This window comes from Caballeronia calidae, from assembly GCF_900044055.2.
Classification (GTDB): domain Bacteria; phylum Pseudomonadota; class Gammaproteobacteria; order Burkholderiales; family Burkholderiaceae; genus Caballeronia; species Caballeronia calidae.
Genome location: NZ_FCOX02000002.1, coordinates 338323 through 355138 on the forward strand (window position 1 = coordinate 338323; position 16816 = coordinate 355138).

General features: G+C 62.6%; 13 protein-coding genes. 3 read left to right on the forward strand and 10 right to left on the reverse strand.

What is annotated here, in order from left to right; genetic code table 11:
• Positions 1-165: 165 nt before the first annotated feature.
• Positions 166-1209 (forward strand): GDP-mannose 4,6-dehydratase, encoded by a 1044-nt coding sequence (gmd, locus tag AWB78_RS03710; protein ID WP_062602340.1) that lies wholly within the window; start codon positions 166-168, stop codon positions 1207-1209.
• A 7-nt stretch (positions 1210-1216) separates the two neighbouring features.
• Positions 1217-2134, forward strand: coding sequence for a GDP-mannose 4,6-dehydratase (locus AWB78_RS03715; protein ID WP_062602342.1), 918 nt, complete (start codon positions 1217-1219; stop codon positions 2132-2134).
• A gap of 45 nt (positions 2135-2179) precedes the next feature.
• Here the strand turns inward: AWB78_RS03715 and AWB78_RS03720 are convergent, their stop codons facing one another.
• From AWB78_RS03720 to AWB78_RS03760, 9 genes are all read right to left on the reverse strand, one after another.
• Complete coding sequence (locus tag AWB78_RS03720) at positions 2180-3346, reverse strand: glycosyltransferase family 4 protein (protein ID WP_062602343.1); 1167 nt, start codon at positions 3344-3346, stop codon at positions 2180-2182.
• Positions 3347-3371: 25 nt separating this feature from the next.
• The gene (locus tag AWB78_RS03725; RefSeq protein WP_062602345.1) at positions 3372-4556 is read right to left on the reverse strand and encodes a glycosyltransferase family 4 protein; all 1185 of its coding nucleotides are present in this window, start codon (positions 4554-4556) and stop codon (positions 3372-3374) included.
• Positions 4519-6045 carry a hypothetical protein gene (locus tag AWB78_RS03730; RefSeq protein ID WP_063958929.1) on the reverse strand — a complete coding sequence of 509 codons (1527 nt, stop codon included), beginning with the start codon at positions 6043-6045 and terminating at the stop codon, positions 4519-4521. Before AWB78_RS03730 ends, AWB78_RS03725 begins: the two co-directional genes overlap by 38 nt.
• A 91-nt stretch (positions 6046-6136) precedes the next feature.
• Positions 6137-7096 carry a glycosyltransferase family 2 protein gene (locus tag AWB78_RS03735; protein ID WP_062602439.1) on the reverse strand — a complete coding sequence of 320 codons (960 nt, stop codon included), beginning with the start codon at positions 7094-7096 and terminating at the stop codon, positions 6137-6139.
• A gap of 29 nt (positions 7097-7125) precedes the next feature.
• Positions 7126-9348, reverse strand: coding sequence for a polysaccharide biosynthesis tyrosine autokinase (locus tag AWB78_RS03740; protein ID WP_062602347.1), 2223 nt, complete (start codon positions 9346-9348; stop codon positions 7126-7128).
• Between the two features lie 22 nt (positions 9349-9370).
• On the reverse strand, positions 9371-10540 hold the full coding sequence (locus AWB78_RS03745; RefSeq protein WP_062602349.1) for a polysaccharide biosynthesis/export family protein: 1170 nt from the start codon (positions 10538-10540) through the stop codon (positions 9371-9373).
• Entirely contained in the window at positions 10534-10977 is a 444-nt protein-coding gene (locus tag AWB78_RS03750; protein WP_062602351.1) for a low molecular weight protein-tyrosine-phosphatase, read from the reverse strand. Before AWB78_RS03750 ends, AWB78_RS03745 begins: the two co-directional genes overlap by 7 nt.
• Before the next feature lie 8 nt (positions 10978-10985).
• The gene (locus AWB78_RS03755) at positions 10986-12383 is read right to left on the reverse strand and encodes a UDP-glucose dehydrogenase family protein (protein ID WP_062602353.1); all 1398 of its coding nucleotides are present in this window, start codon (positions 12381-12383) and stop codon (positions 10986-10988) included.
• A gap of 33 nt (positions 12384-12416) precedes the next feature.
• Complete coding sequence (locus tag AWB78_RS03760; protein WP_062602440.1) at positions 12417-13802, reverse strand: undecaprenyl-phosphate glucose phosphotransferase; 1386 nt, start codon at positions 13800-13802, stop codon at positions 12417-12419.
• 341 nt (positions 13803-14143) lie between these two features.
• On the opposite strand from AWB78_RS03760, the gene AWB78_RS03765 reads away from it, so the two are divergent.
• The gene (locus tag AWB78_RS03765) at positions 14144-15661 is read left to right on the forward strand and encodes a mannose-1-phosphate guanylyltransferase/mannose-6-phosphate isomerase (RefSeq protein ID WP_062602355.1); all 1518 of its coding nucleotides are present in this window, start codon (positions 14144-14146) and stop codon (positions 15659-15661) included.
• A 34-nt stretch (positions 15662-15695) separates the two neighbouring features.
• Here the strand turns inward: AWB78_RS03765 and AWB78_RS03770 are convergent, their stop codons facing one another.
• Positions 15696-16526 (reverse strand): DUF6566 family protein, encoded by an 831-nt coding sequence (locus AWB78_RS03770; protein ID WP_062602357.1) that lies wholly within the window; start codon positions 16524-16526, stop codon positions 15696-15698.
• Between the last annotated feature and the right edge of the window lie 290 nt (positions 16527-16816).

The window sequence follows — 16816 nt, forward strand, 5'->3', positions numbered from 1 at the left end:
TCGAGGTTAGAGGCCAAATAAAACCAAAAAAACCAAAATTAATTTCCCGATTTTTTAAAGCGCTCGCATCGTTGATGCGTGACGCGTGACCATCATCGGCGCGGATATTTTTCCGTTTTCTTTTCCCTAGAATCGGTTCACGACATCATCGACGAGGCATAACTCATGGCCACTCAACGCAAAGCGATCATCACGGGCGTATCGGGACAGGACGGCGCGTATCTCGCCAAGCTATTGCTCGACAAAGGTTATGAAGTGGTCGGCACCTATCGGCGCACGAGCTCGGTGAACTTCTGGCGCATCGCGGAACTGGGCATCGACCGTCATCCGAAGCTCAGGCTCGTCGAGCACGATCTGACGGACCTCGGCTCGAATCTTCGGCTGCTCGAAACCGCCGAAGCCAGCGAGCTGTATAACCTCGCGGCGCAAAGCTTCGTCGGGGTATCGTTCGATCAGCCGACGACCACCGCCGGCGTCACTGGCCTGGGCGCGCTCAATCTGCTGGAAGCGATCCGCGTAATCGATCCGGCGATCCGCTACTACCAGGCATCGACATCCGAAATGTTCGGCAAGGTGCAAGCGATTCCGCAATGCGAGGAAACACCTTTCTATCCGCGCAGTCCTTATGGCGTCGCGAAGCTCTTCGCGCACTGGACGACGATCAACTATCGCGAGTCGTACAACATCTTCGGATGCAGCGGCATTCTGTTCAATCACGAATCGCCGTTGCGGGGACGCGAGTTCGTCACGCGCAAGATCACGGACACCGTCGCGAAGATTCGTCTCGGCAAGGAAGAACTGCTCGAACTCGGCAATCTCGATGCGAAGCGCGACTGGGGGTTCGCCGCCGAGTATGTCGAAGGCATGTGGCGCATGCTTCAGGCAAGCGAGCCGGATACCTATGTGCTCGCGACGAACCGCACCGAGACGGTGCGCGATTTCGTGCACATGGCGTTCAGCGCGGCGGGCTATCAACTCGAATGGACGGGCAAAGGCGAGCGCGAGCGCGGCATCGATGTCGCGACGGGCCGTACGCTGGTGCGCGTGAACCCGAAGTTCTATCGGCCGGCGGAAGTCGAACTTCTTATCGGCAGCGCGGAAAAAGCGCGCGAGAAACTCGGCTGGGCGCCGACGACGACTCTCGAAACGCTGTGCAGGATGATGGTCGACGCCGACCTGATGCGCAACGAACTTCAGCCGACCTTCTGAGCGCGCGATGGCACGACGCGCACTCATCACGGGCCTTTCGGGCTTCACGGGCCGCCACATGGCGGCGGAATTGACGAAAGCGGGCTATGACGTGTGGGGCACTATGACGTCATCGCCCGATGACGAGGTGGCGGAGGCCGTCGGCATTCGGGTCGATCTGCTCGACGCCGACGCGCTCGAGTCCTTCGTCGCGGATGCGCGCCCGGATGTCGTCGTGCATCTCGCGGGCGCCGCGCACGTCACCGGCAATGCGCCGGGCAGGACATATATGGTGAATATCGTCGGGACGCGCAATCTGCTTTCAGCACTCGCGGCACTCGACAATACGCCGCGTGCGGTTCTGCTTGCCAGCACGGCGAACGTGTATGGGAATGCGTCGGTCGAGATCATCGACGAAAACGTGCCCGTTCATCCCGCCAACGACTATGCTGTGAGCAAGCTTGCGATGGAGCACGCGGCGCGGCTCTGGCTCGATCGCTTGCCGCTCGTCTTCGCGCGGCCCTTCAACTACACGGGCGTCGGGCAGAGCGAGGACTATGTTTTGCCGAAGATCGTCGGGCATCATGCGCGGCGTGAAGCGCGCATATCGCTCGGCAATCTCCATATGAGCCGCGACTTTTCGGATGTGCGCGATGTCGTCGCGGTCTACGCGAGGCTGCTGGAGGCCGCGCCAGTAGGCGAGACATTCAATATCTGCTCGGGACATGGCCATTCGCTCGGGCAAATGCTGCAGATGCTCGCGCGCATAGCGGGATATCAGATCGATGTTATCGCCGATGCGAAATTCATGCGGCGCAATGAGATCGCGCGGCTGGTCGGATCGAATCACAAGTTGCGGAACGTGATCGGACTGGCGCCGTGCACGCCGATCGAGGAAACGCTCGCGTGGATGTATGAGGCTATGCGTGCTCGTGTGACGGAATGAAGACTTCATGGTGCGGTCAACAGCCGAACGCACCATGGATTCAGTTCAATGCGCCGGCCCCACCGCAATCGCTTCCTCATAAACCGCAGCCACTCTTCTGGCAATCACGGAACGATCGAAGTTCTCCCACGCATAGCGCTTGCATGCCGCTTCATCCGGCAAATCGAGCCGGCCGTCGAACGCGGCGATGAGACCATCCGCGATCGCATCAGCGCCCGTCGATTCCAGCACGAGATTTTGCGACAATCCTCTCACCGCCTCGGGCAATCCGCCCACGGGCGTCACGAGCACGGGCGTTCCCGAAGCAAGCGATTCCACCGTAATCAAGCCGAACCCCTCCAAGGCCACAGTCGGCACGATACTCACATCCGCCGCGCGATAAAGCGACGCAAGCTGTTCATCGGGCACGAAGCCGAGCAGACGCACATTGTCATCGAGTCCGGCCGCATCGATGCGTGCCTGCAACTCATCGGCGAGGCGCCCCTTTCCCGCGATGAGCAGCAACACGTCCGGCACCTTCTGCTTGACGCGCTCGATTGCATCGATGAGCGATTCCAGCCCCATGCGCCTGACGAGCCTGCGCACCGCGAGCACGATCGGCCGCCCGAGCGGCAATTGCAGGCGTCGGCGCGCTTCGGATCGCGTCATCTTCAGATCGAACTGCGCGACATCCACGCAACCTGGCACGACGCGGATGCGCTCCTCCGGCACGCCGTAGCGCGCGTTCAATATCTGCCCGAAGGCTTCCGACAACACGATCAAACGCGACGAACGCGCATACACGCGCCGCTCCAGCATGAACTTCGCGCGCTGACCCAGCGAGTCGGACCCTTCGACATGACTCTCATCCGCCCAAGGCCCCTGAAAATGCGAAACCTGCGCGATGCCGCGCGTCACGTCGAGACCCGGAAACGTATAAAGCGCGAAATGCGAGGACACGACGTCGGGCCGCTCGTCGCGCAAGGTCTCGCGCAACGCACTGCGCGCATTCATCAGGCGACGCGGCAACGACTGCGCCGCCGGCCCGAAGCCGCGAATCGCGCCGCCCGTATCGGCAGCGACACGCGGCGACCCCGCGACCACGCCACGCACTTCGACACCCACCGCCGGCAATGCGCCGACCAGCGTGTAATACATGCGGTCGAGTCCGCCCGCGCGCTCGGGAAACCAGTGCATTCCGATTTGCAGCGACTTGATGCATTGCGTGCTCATAGACGTTCGTCCTGTTCGAAAGTGATCAAGCGCGCGATTGCGCCGACGCTGCGTTCGAAGGCGCAGCCGCGTTGTTGCGCTCGCGCTGCGAGAAGTTGCGATAAAGATCGAGATAGCGCCGCGCCATGCGCGCCCAGTTGAAGCCTGCTGCAAGTTCGCGCGCCGCCTTTCCCATGCGCGCGCGCCGCTCCGGCGACGAAACCAGCTCGCCGATCGCTTGCGCGAGCGCGGTCGCGTCGTCGGGATCGTCGAGCACGATGCCGCAGTCTTCACCGATGATCTCCGCGCCGCCCGCCGTAATCGCCGTGATCACGGGCAGGCCGGCCGCGAGCGCTTCGAGCAGTGCGAGACTCATCGCTTCATAGCGCGACGGAAAGACGAACGCATCGACGGAGCGCATGAGCGTCGGCATATCTTTCACGAGCCCGAGAAAATGCACGCGATCGGCAATGCCCAACGCGCGCGCCTTATCCGGATAAGGACTGCCCGGTAGAGAACCCGCCACGACGAGTTGCACATGCGCCGGAAGCGAAACGAGCGCATGAAGCACGGTCTGCAGATTCTTGCGCGGCGTGCGTAGATCGCCGACGAAGAGCAGAAGGAACGCATCGCTCTTCAGCTTGAACGCATCACGATCAGGTTTGGCCAGACTGAAGGCTTTCGTATCGACGCCGTTATAAACGACTTCGACACGCTCCTTATCGATGCCGCCCGCGCGAATCTCCTGCGCCACTTTCTCCGACACCGCCGCGACCACGCGCGAGCGTCGATACGCCCACGCTTCGAGCCATGCGTTCAGACGGCTATAGACCACCTGATAGGCGGACCACGCGCCGCCGCTCAAGCGGAACGGATAGTAAGGGCTCTTCATCCAGCCGCCATGCACGAAATGCGCGGTGTTCACATCGGCGCGCGACCAGGTGATGAAGCCGTTGACATGCAGCACGTCGTATTCGCCGCGATGCGTGCGCAGCCAAATCGCGCTCTTGATCGCAAATACCTGCTGCTTGACGAGGCGCGTCGGCCATGCGCGGCCCGGAAGCACGCGCACCCAGCGCAAGCGCGCATGCTCCAGCAACTCGGGCGCGACGTGCGATGCAACGAGCGTGACCTCGTGCCCTTCGGCGAGCGCCGCGCGCGCGATTTCGTAATTGACGCGCCCTTGTCCGTCGTTATGTCGCACGACGTGCGTGACGATCGCGATTCTCATTGGCTGGCCCTTGAAGGTGAAGGAAGAAAGCATTGCGGCGACGCGTGAGCTTCGCGTGATGGCGCGCGGCGATGATCGAGAACAGGGACGTGAAGAGCAGCGAGCCGCCCGTGCTCACGAACGTGTTGGCGAAGAGCAGAATGCCGATCATCGAAAAGGCAAGGCTCAGGGCGGCCTGCGCGAATTTGTCGTCGCGTAGCGAGAACGAGGCGCGCAATGCACGCACGAGCAACAGCGCGACGCCCGCCGTGTAAAGCAGACCGCCCGGCCATCCGAGCACGAACGGCACGTTCATCACGCCGCTGTCGAAGCTGCCGTATTTGCTGAGATCGCCGTTCGCGCTCGCGAGTTTCGTCGATGTGCCCGTCGCGCCGAAACCTTCGCCCGTTACATCGGTGAAGGCCGTGACCATGAACGTCGTATAGAACTCGTTGCGCGCGGCATAGCTGCTGTCGTCGCTCAGGTTGGTCATGGTTTGCAGGCGCGTGCCGAGCCGATCCGCGATGGGACCGATCGTCATCAACGGCACCGACAGCGCGACGAGCACGATCGCGCCGAGCAGAATGCGCAAGCGCACGCGATTGCTCGCCTTGACGAGCTGCAGCGCCATGGAGATGATCCATCCGCCCCACGCGGAGCGCACGAGCGACAGCCCGAACGACACGAAGCCGAGGCCGCCCGCGACCCAACGGGCGCGCTGCGTGCCGGCCATGACGAAGGTGAGTGCGGCCATTGCGACGAGTGCGAACGGCCCCGATGAATTCATCGTGCTGAACACGCGCACGCCGAGCGGCACCGGCTCGCCTTGCGAGGCCATCTGCGAGCCGATCATCCAGAGCGAATCCCACGGCGGCATGATGAAGAACTGCACGATGCCATACGCGCCCATCACCAGCAGGCCGTAAATGAAGGTGTCGAGCAGCACTTTGCGATACTTCGGATACTCGTGCGCGTTCACCATGATATGAAAGCCGATCAGCACCGGATACAGCCAGTTCGCGAGATCATAGGTCGCGGCCATCGGTCCGCTCGACGCGACGCCGATCAGGTACGCATACGCGATGCCGAGCAGCATCAGCAGCATCGGCAGGCCGCGCCGTTGCGCGAGCACGCGGTATTGCCGCAACAGCGTGATGCCGCAGATCATCGTGACGACGAGCGGCGCGATCTGGATCAGGCTCGTCGGCGTGAACGCGCCTTTGCCCCAGTCCGCGAGACGCCGCACTTCAGGGCTCAGGAACCAGACCCACCACATGAAGCCCATATAGCGCGCCGGGCTTTTGAAATAGAGCCACAGCGCGGCGAGCGTCGACATCAACGGGAATGCGAGCGTGAGCACGGTGCCCTGGCGCGCGAGCACGAGCAACGCGGTCAGGCTCCAGACGACAGCCTGCGCGGTCCATTCGGGCGGACCCTTGCGCGCCGCGCGCATCGTGCCGATGCGGCCGGCCAGATCGCGCGGTGCGCGCGGCAGCGACGATGCGTTCATCGCGTCAGCCCGCGCGACGCGAATACGGCACGGTTGGCGGACGCCGCATCGCTCGCGCCGTGACCGCGTTCGAGATGCACGTGCACATGCGTCATAGCGTCCTCGCGGCGGGAATCGTCGGCGTGGATGGATTGCTCGCACGGCGAGCTTGCCACGCGCCCTTGCGTACTGCGCGCCAGCGATCCCACGCGAGCCGCGCGCCGCCGCGCATCGCGACGAGCGCTTGAAAAACGCCCGGATAGACGCGCGTGCCGATCAGCGCGTACCACAGCCACGCGATCTCGCGATCGAACGACTCCAGCTCTTCGTTCAGAATCAGGTGGAAGTTATAGGCGGCATCGGTCAGTGCGCCGAGCGTTCGCGCATCGCGCCGATCGTCGTCGAAACGTTCGGCCGGGTAGTGATCCACGGCAACGCGCGGGTCGTACATCACGTTCCAGCCCTCGCGCCGCACGCTCATGCTGAACGCCATGTCGTTGTGGACTTGCGCGCCCGCGCCGCGCAAACGCGTATCGAAGCGCAGCGCCGATACCGCCGCGCGACGATAGCTCATGTTCACGCCCTTCAACATGCGCACAGGCCGCGCCGCACCGACGCCGAGATGATGATTCCCCTCCACGCGTCCCGTGCGGCGTATCACGCCGACCTCATGACGCGATCCATCGAGCACGCGGCCTTTCTCATGCACCCAGTCGCGTCCGCCGATCGCGCCCAGACGTTGATCGGCTTCGAATGCGTTTGCAATGCGCTCGATCCAGTCGGGATGCGGCGCGGCATCGTCGTCGGTGATCGCGATGATGTCGCCGTCGGCAGCATCCAGTCCGCGATTGAGCGCCGCAACCTGGCCGCCCGCGCCGCTATCGATCACGCGCAGCACGAAACGGTTCGCGCTCTTCAATTCGATGGCAAGACGCCGTGCGGTCGCTTCGTCTTCGGGACGCGCGATCACCAGCACTTCGTCAGGCGTGCGCGTCTGCGCACGCAGCGCGGCAAGACAGCGCTTCAGGTCCGCCGGCCGCCGATAGGTCGGCACCACCACGGAGACTTTCATCGTCATTTATCGCTCTCCTCTGACACGCGTCATGGGCCGACGTACTCTTCGACCGCCGCAAAATAGGCGCGGCCATAGCCGCGAGCGCGCTGCGGCGTGCCGTTGAGAATCGCGCCCCGCACCGCGATATCCACCGTGCGCAAGCGGCGCGATGCCTCAGTGATCTCCGCTTCGTTGTGCGCGCCCGAGCGCAGCACGAGGAAATTCGTTCCCGCGAACTTGCCGACGATCAACGCATCGGTCACGGCGAGCACGGGCGGCGTATCGATGAGAACCGCGTCGTACGTCCGTCCGAGCGCGTCGAGATATTGCTGAAGGCGCGGCGACATCAATAGCTCCGACGGATTCTCGGGCCGCTTGCCCGCCGCGATGAAATCGAGCGAGGGAATGCGCGTCGTGCGGATCGCTTCTTCGAGGCTTGTCGATCCCGCGAGCAATTCCGCGAGACCCGGCACGCGTTCGCCGTCGAACGAACGCTCGAGCTTGCCGCGCCGCATATCGCCGTCGATGAGCAATACCTTCTTGCCTGTCGCCGCGAGCAATACCGCGAGGTTCATCGTGAGAAAGCTCTTGCCGACGCCCGATGCCGGGCCCGTCATCATCACCACGCGATTACGCGCTTCCATCAACGAGAACTGAATCGACGTGCGCAGGCTGCGCATGATTTCGACGCAGACATCGTTGGGGCGCATCGTCGCGAGAATCGGCGCTTCGTGGTCGCGCTCGCGGCGGCGCTTCGCATCGGTATCGAACTTCGTTTGTTCGATGCTTAGCGGCACGAGGCCGAAGATCGGCAATGCGGAAACGCGCTCCAGGCGCTCGGGATCGTCGATACCCTTGAAGATCGCGCGGCGCGCGAACACGAAGCCCGTGCCGAGGATGAGACCGAGTATCACCGCCGCCGACATGATCAGCACTTTCTTCGGCTTGACCGGATCGCCCGGACGTAACGCCGCATCGACGATATGCACATTGCCGCCCGTGCCCGCGCGTTGCACCGAAAGCTCCTGCACGCGATTGAGCAGCAGCACATAGATGTCTTTCGCCACTTTCGCATCGCGCCGCAACGCGACGGCCTTGACCTCCGATTGCGGCAGATCACGGAAACGCGTTGCATAGCGCTCGCGTTGCGTTTCGAGTTGAGCGAGCTGCTGACGTGCCGTCGTCAGCGACGGATGCAGATTGCCGTAGCGCTGCTCCAGCGTCGCGATCTGCAGTCGCAATGCGGAAACCTGCGCTTCGTAGCTGACGCTGCCTTCGAGATAGACCTTCGCTTCGTCGCTTGCATTGATGACGCCCGCCTGCCGCTGATATTCCGTGAGCGCCGCTTCCGCATGTTGCAAGTCGGCCTTCAGGCGCGGCTCTTCGGTCTTGAGGAACTCGAGCATCTTGCTGGCGTCGGCCTGTTTGCTCTCGATATGCTGTCGCAGATAAGACTGTGCAAGCGCATTCGCAATTTGAGCGGCCTTATCGGGATTCTGATTCTCCAGCGATATCTGAATGACGCCTGTCTGCTTGCCCTGCTCCGTCACGGTGATGCCCGACTGAAAGCTCGCGATAGCCGTGAGATCGTTCGCGCGCATCACTTTGAAACGCGTGCCGTTTCGCGCAACGAGCTTCGTCACGAGCACGGTCACACCATTGCCGCTCGCGGATTCGCCGGCTTTGCCTTGCAGAAGCACACGTCCTTGCGAATCGGCGAGTGAATAGCGCGAATCGCCGAGCGCCGTGAGCATGAGATTCTTGCCCTCCCATTGCGGCTCGACGTCGATCGAATCGACTTCCGTGATCTCGCCGCCCCACGCATACGACGACAAGCCGAACCACGGCTTCGCCGGTTCGCCCGGCGTCGCGAAGCGCGCGGCGAGGCTGCCGAGCACGGGCAGCGTCATCGGCGAAATGGAGAAGTTGAGCCTGCATTGCGCGACGACAGGCGCGACCACGCCGCGGCTCTTGATGATCTCGATCTCGGCATCGGTAGGCAGCGCGCTCGATCCGGCGTTGATCGCCTGACCCGTTTGCGTCTGCGTCAACGCCTGCGACGTGTTGTCGTTCGTTTCGACGCGCACGTGCGCATCGGCGGAATACACGGGCTTCGCGATATAGCAGTACACGGCGGCGGCCAGCACCACCAACGCAAAGACGCCGATGAGCCCCCAGATATCGTCGATGACGGCCTGAATCAGATTGCCGAGAACGACGTCCTCTTCATCCGGCTTCGCCAAATAGGGATGATCCTGCATGTTCACGATTCGATTCCCCTTATCGATTTCCTTAGCGCGTCAGCTGCTTCATATAGAAGAGCGTCTGCAAGGTCGGCAACACCTGGTTGATCAGGCGGTTGAACTGCACCGCGCCCGTCGTGCCCACATAAACCACATCGAGCGGACGAAGCTGGAACTGCGTCGACAGCAACAGCGAATCCGGCTGCGACATGTCGAGGCGATAGATATCGGGCCGCGACGGGTTGTCGCGCACCCGGCGCACCACATAGATCTGCCGCACGTTGGCATCGGTATCGAGCACGCCGCCGGCTTGCGTGAGCGCATCGGCAACCGAGGCGCGGCCGCGCACCATGTTCACCGGCATCGGCGTCTTCACTTCGCCCATCACGAAGATGCGGCTGTCGTAGCGGTCCGGAATGTTGAGGATGTCGCCCGCCTGCAGCATCACGTTCTGGCTGATATCGCCGCGATCGAGCATGCCGTTCGCATCGAGCACATAGAGCTTGCCGTTGCGCGTGAGGCGCACGCGCTGCAAGTCGGCTTCGGCTGTCGTGCCGCCCGAGCGCGTGATCGCATCGACGAGCGTGAGCGGCACATCGCTCACCGCGAGCGGACCCGGCTGCTTCACTTCGCCGGTCACCGCGATCCGCTGGCCGCGATACGCGAGCACGCGCACGTCGAGTTGCGGATTCTTGATGTACGGCGATAGCGCGGCGGTCATTTCCTCGCGGATCTCGCCCGTCGTCTTGCCCGCGACGCGCATCTTGCCGATGAAGGGAAAGAAGATCGTGCCGTTGGCGGACACGGTCTGTCCGTAGGGATCGGCCTGCCCCGGCAATGCCTGCGCATAGGGCTGCTGCAACGCGCCTGCGACGGTCTGCGTAGTGTTGCCGCCGGTCGATAAGGTGCTGCCTTGCGGCGTCGTGAGCTCCGGGTGATCCCATAGCGTGATGCCGAGAATGTCCTGCGGCGCGATGCGATACACGTATTGCGAGGCATCGGCGAAACGGGCGGGCGGCAGCGGCTGCGCGGCTTCGGGCGACGCCTCTTCCTGCGCGATGGTGTCGGCCGTGATGAGATGAACGGGGTACGTGGCCGTCGGTGTCGGGTCCTTGTCTTCGAGTCGCGAGGTATCGAGGAAGTTGCCCGGTGCGGTGCTGCACGCGGACAAGAGCGCCGACATAAAGAACGTCAGCAAAAAAGCACGGGTAATCAGCATATTTTATTGAGCCATCCAAGCACTAGCCGTTCGATGAGTCCAAAGCTCTCGCGATACGCGGCCTCATGACCGCCATACGGGTCCATCACTTCCGAGTCTTCCCACTTGCCGAGCAGATGCACCTTGCCGCGCGTCGTCGGTGCGAGGCGCGCGATTGCGTCGATCTGCTTGCGCTCGGGCACGAGGATCAGATCGGCTTCCCGCGCCATGCGCCGATCGAGCCGACGCGAGCGATGCGACGACGAATCGAGCCCTTGCTCCGCGAGCAGGCGCTGCATCGTCGGGTCGATGTCGTCGCCTTCCTGCGCATAGAGACCGGCCGAGCGGAACTCCATCGGCCTCGCACCGCGCTTCGAAAGATGCGCGCGAAACAGCATCTCCGCAGCCGGACTGCGGCAGATGTTCGCGTGACAGACGATCAGAACGCTTCCGAACATAGGCGGCGTTATGCGATGTTCGCGGCCACGTCAGTGTCGATCTGCCGCACGCCGCGCCCGATCGCGTGATACTCGATGCCCATTTCGTGCATCGTGTCCGGCTCGTAGAGATTGCGACCGTCGAAGATCACCGGTGTTTTCAGGCGGCGCCTGATCGTGTCGAAGTCCGGGCTCTTGAACAGCTTCCATTCGGTGACGATCACGAGCGCATCGGCGCCATCGAGCGCTTCCTTGTGATTCGCCGCATACGCAAGGCGTGTGCGCGCGTCGGGCTGGCCTTGCAGATCGAGGGCGAAGACGCGGCGCGCTTCATCGACGGCAACGGGATCGTATGCAACCACCTTCGCGCCACGCGCAAGCAGTGCGGCGGCCAGCACGCGGCTCGGCGCGTCGCGCATGTCGTCGGTGTTCGGCTTGAACGCGAGGCCCCACATCGCGAACGTGCGGCCCGACAGGTCATCGCCGAAACGCTCGACGATCTTGCGCGTGAGCGTGTCCTTCTGCGCTTCGTTCACGTTCGACACGGCCTTCAGGATGCTCATTTCATGGCCGAATTCGGATGCGGTCTGAATCAGCGAGCGCACGTCTTTCGGAAAGCAGGAGCCGCCATAACCGCAGCCCGCATAAAGAAAGTCATAGCCGATGCGCGGGTCCGAGCCGATGCCGCGCCGCACCGCTTCGATATCCGCGCCCACGCGATCCGCGAAGTTCGCAAGCTCGTTCATGAACGAGATGCGCGTGGCGAGCATCGCGTTCGCGGCGTACTTCGTGAACTCGGCCGATTGCACGTCCATATACAGCGTGCGCTCGTGATTGCGATTGAACGGCGCATAGAGACGCTTCATGCGATCGCGCGCGCGTTCGCCGGGCACGTCGTCGTCGCAGCCGATCACGATGCGGTCGGGCCGCGTGAAGTCCTCGATCGCCGCGCCTTCCTTCAGGAACTCGGGGTTCGACACGACCGAGAACATGTGGCTCACGCCGCGCGCGTTCAACTCGCGCGCGATGGCCGCCTTCACGCGCCGCGCGGTGCCCACCGGCACCGTCGATTTATCGACGACCGTCTTGAAGCCGTTCATGTAGCGGCCGATATCGCGCGCGGCGGCGAGCACGTATTGCAGATCCGCCGAGCCGTCCTCATCGGATGGCGTGCCGACCGCAATGAACAGCATCTCGCCGTGCTCCACCGCATCGCGCACCTTCGACGTGAAGCCGAGCCGCCCCGCGTCGCGATTGCGATCGATCACATCCTGCAAGCCGGGCTCGTGAATCGGAATGCCGCCGCCGTTGAGAATGGCGATCTTGCGTTCGTCGACATCGAGGCACAGCACGTCGTTGCCGATATCCGCGAGGCATGCGCCCGTCACGAGTCCCACGTAGCCGCTGCCGATGATCGTCAGTTTCATGATCCAACTCCCCGTATGTTTTCCTGCCCGGTTTCAATAAGCGTTCGCGCCCGCGAATCCCTTCCACAGCGTCATCGCGACGATCTTCATGTCGAGGCCGAAGGTCCAGTGCTGCATGTAATAGAGATCGAGCTTCACGCGGCCCGACATCTTTTCGATCCGGTCCGTCTCGCCGCGATAGCCGTTCACTTGCGCCCATCCGGTGATGCCCGGCTTGATGCGATAGCGATGCATATAACCTTTGACGAGATCCTTGTAGATGTCGTCATGTTCGAGCGCATGCGGGCGCGGCCCGACCACGGACATCTCGCCCTTCAGCACGTTGATGAATTGCGGCAGCTCGTCGAGACTCGTGCGCCGCAAGAACGCGCCGACCTTCGTCACGCGCCTGTCGCCACGCCGCGCCTGCGTGATTTGTCCCGCGACCTCCTGATGCACTTTCATCGAGCGGAACTTATAGATCTCGAACTCGCGGCCGTCGATGCCCTTGCGCCTCTGCCTGAAGAACACCGGCCCCGGCGACGAGAGCTTCACGCACACCGCGATCACCGCAAGCAACGGCGACATGCCGATGAGCACGCACGCGGCGAACACGCGATCGAACACGCGCTTCGGCAAGACCTTGATATCCGTGATCGGCGATGCCGCGAGATTGATCGCGGGCACGCCGAGCAGATCGACGAACGCGTGACCGAAGAGCGAAAGACTGCGCACATCGGGGATGAAACGCACGTTGACGAAATCGTCGCGAAACTCGGTGACGATGCGGTGAATCGTTTGCTCTTGCGAGATGGGCAACGCGAGCCACAGTTCGCGGATCTTGCGTTCGCGCACCTGTTCCGCGAGCTTTTCGAAGTCTCGCTGGATGCGCACGTCCGCAAGCGAGTCGCCTTCCATCCCGCCGGACTTCACATCGATCTCGAGCACGCAAACAGGACTGAAGCCCGCATCGGGACGCCCGCGCATCTGTTCGATCAGAAATTGCGCATAGGGCGCGGAGCCGACGATCGCCACTGTCTTCTGATTGAAACCCTCGCGCCGCAAGAGCTTCAATGCCGTATGGATGAGCGCCTTCGAAACGATCAGCAGGCTGACCGTGCATACGGCCCAATATATGAGCCACAGGCGCGACAGCGATGCCGCGCGGTGGATGCTGAAAGTGAGCAGCACGCCCGCGCTTTCGACGAGCATCCACGCGAGCGTCACGCGCAACAGCAGATCGTAGACCGGCTTGCCGCGCCACGATTGATAGATGCCGAACGACGGAAACGTCATGATCGTCAGCACGCAGGAGAAGCCGAGCATCGTGCGTTCGACGTCATCGAGCCAGACGAATTTGCCTGCATTCAGCGACGCGCCAAGCGACCCGCCCAGCACCGCCATGGCCAGATCGACGACTCTCGATATCACGCTCAACATCGCATTCACCCCGGTTAGAAGAAAGCAGCACGATTCCGCGATCGCTCACTGCACGTATATGAAACTTGAATAAATATGCCGGTGCAACCGCGAAAATATCCCTGCACGATCGAGCGGAGTTTTTTCTATTTTTTTAGCGATGGAACGCTTGGCCGGCATAGCTTTGCAGCATTCTTTCCTCAGCCGATGAAATAAATCGAGCTTCATTCGATGACGCGATCAGCGCTTTATTCGGCTAAGAAAGTCCGCTTTTTTTAGCGATTATTTCTTTTATCGTGACATTTGCGCCGTGCTAAAAATGGCGAGTCCGCTTATGCGTTTCTTGCGCCAGGAGGCACTTCATGAATGCGTCAGACATCGCGCTTTCGAGCGCATCCACGTTCGCCGCCGAAGCCGGCGTGCGCCTCGGCATCCAGCCGGTGATTCTCGCGGGCGGCTCGGGCACGCGCCTGTGGCCGATGTCGCGCGAGCACTTTCCGAAGCAGTTGATCGGTCTGATCGGCGAGCAGTCGTTGCTGCAAGCGACCGTCAACCGGCTCGATGGTTTGCCGGTGCCGCAGAAAGAGTTGCGTATGGCCGATGCCATCGTCGTGTGCAACGAGGAACATCGCTTCACCACCGCCGAGCAGTTGCGGCAGCACGGCCGCCGCGCGCGTCTCGTGCTCGAACCCGTGTCGCGCAACACCGCGCCCGCGCTGACCGCCGCCGCGATGCACGCGCTGCGTGAAGGCGAAGACAGCGTGCTCGTCGTGATGCCCGCGGATCATGTCGTCACCGACACGGACGCGTTTCATCGCGCCATTCGCGACGGCGCGCAGTGCGCGGAGGAAGGCGCGATCGTCACGCTGAGCGTCGTGCCCTCGCATGCGGAAACGGGCTATGGCTATATCAAGACCGGCGCGCCGATATCCGGTCGCGGCGCGTTCACGCTCGAACGTTTCGTCGAAAAACCGCATCTCGAGCTGGCGCAGCAGTATCTCGGCTCGGGCGAATATGGCTGGAACGCGGGCATTTTCATCGTGCGTGCATCGACGTGGGTCGCGGCGATCGAGCACTATCAGCCCGCGATTCATGCTGCTTGTCTCGCGGCGTTCGAACGCGGCATCGACGATGGCGAGTTGTTCCGCCTCGATCACGAAGCATTCGCGTCGTCGCCGTCCGATTCGATCGACTATGCGGTGATGGAGCACCTCTCGAGCGAGCGCGGCGACGACAGGTTCGCGGGCGCGGTCGTGCCGCTCGATGCGGGCTGGTCCGATGTCGGTTCGTGGGATGCGATCTGGAACATCATGCCGAAGGACGATGCGTCGAACGTGGCGCGCGGACGTGTGATGTTCGAAGGCGCGTCGTCGACGTATGCGCATTCGGAAGGGCGGCTCATTGCGTGCGTGGGGACGCGGGATCTCATCGTGGTCGAGACGGTGGACGCGATTCTCGTCGCGGATAAATCACGCGCGCAGGACGTGAAGGCGATCGTCGGGCGTATCAAGTCGGAGCACGGCAGCGAAGCGGCGGATCATCGCAAGGTGCATCGGCCCTGGGGACATTACGATTCCGTCGATCACGGCGATCGCTTTCAGGTGAAGCGCATCGTCGTGAAGCCGGGCGCGAGGTTGTCCTTGCAGATGCATCATCATCGCGCGGAGCACTGGATCGTCGTGCGCGGCACCGCGCTCGTCACACGCGGCACGGAGACGTTCATTCTCGCGGAGAACGAGTCGACTTATATTCCGATCGGCGTGCAGCATCGGCTGGAAAATCCGGGGAAGATGCCGCTCGAAATCATCGAGGTGCAGTCGGGGACGTATCTGGGCGAGGACGATATCGTGCGCTTCGAGGATACCTACGGGCGTAGCTGAAAGTACATCGCCTCCGCGGAGGCGATGTACGGCTTCATCCGGGCAAATCAGCCGCCGCGTGTACTTGCGAGCGTGCCTCGCGCGCGGCCAGCGCCACTTCGCCACGCGTCGCCTGCGCGGCGATCCAGCGCTTCGCCCATTCGAGCGCATACATGCGCGCTTCTTCCGTCGATGCGAAGCGCGGCCCGATCAAACCCGAGCGCTCGACACGGCGCCCATCCTTCACGATCTCGGCCCAGCCGCGAAACATGCCGCCCGATACAGGGCGCGCGATCGGATAGATGCTATAGCCGCGTGCATCATTGACGGGCGCGCAAACCGGCTCGAACGGCAGCGGCGTTTCGAAGAGCCGCTCGGGACGGGGCATACGCGTGCGTGCCTGCGCCGGCGCCGATGCATTGGCCTGCGCGACATCGCGTGCCTCGGGCAAGCGGCGCGGCGCGCTCGCGGCGCGACTGAACAACGGCGCATCCGGCGATTGCCACGATTCCGGGTTCTGCCAGAACACGCCTCTCAGGCGGTCGCAATCATAGACGGGCTGCTGCGGCCGCGGCGCCGGCTCCGTCACCGGTTGACGCGGCACATAGGCGAACGAGCGCCCGGCGGCCGCCAATACTTTCACCATTTCGATGAGCGTGCCATTCATTTGCCACTCGACGAAGCGGCGGCGGCAGGTAGGCACGGTCGGATAATGACTCGGCAATCTGGACCAGGTTTCGCCGGTCGTGAGGATCCACAAAACAGCATTGACGATGGTGCGCGGATGGGCTTTCGGACGGCCGCGACGATGCTCCCGCACCCCGTTCTCGCCGATCAACGCTGAGACCATCACCCACTCTTCATTGCTGAGTTCGCTAAAAACCATTGCTTTGCTCCATGCAGTCGACTTCGCTGCGGATATCGGACGGCGCGCTAACGAACATCAAACGGCAAGCCCTCCCAAGGGCGTTTCTGCACACCCGGCCCAAGGATCTCGAGGCACTCGAAAACGTTTGCTCAAACAACAAAATGGTGCATCCCGCTAGCTTTGCATCGATGTAGTGCAACAATCGATCCAAATTAGCGTGCGATGCGCTGGTCTCACTCACGTATGAAGATATGTGCACGAAGCATACCATTACCATGGTTTGCCCGAACATGACAGCAACAGACATT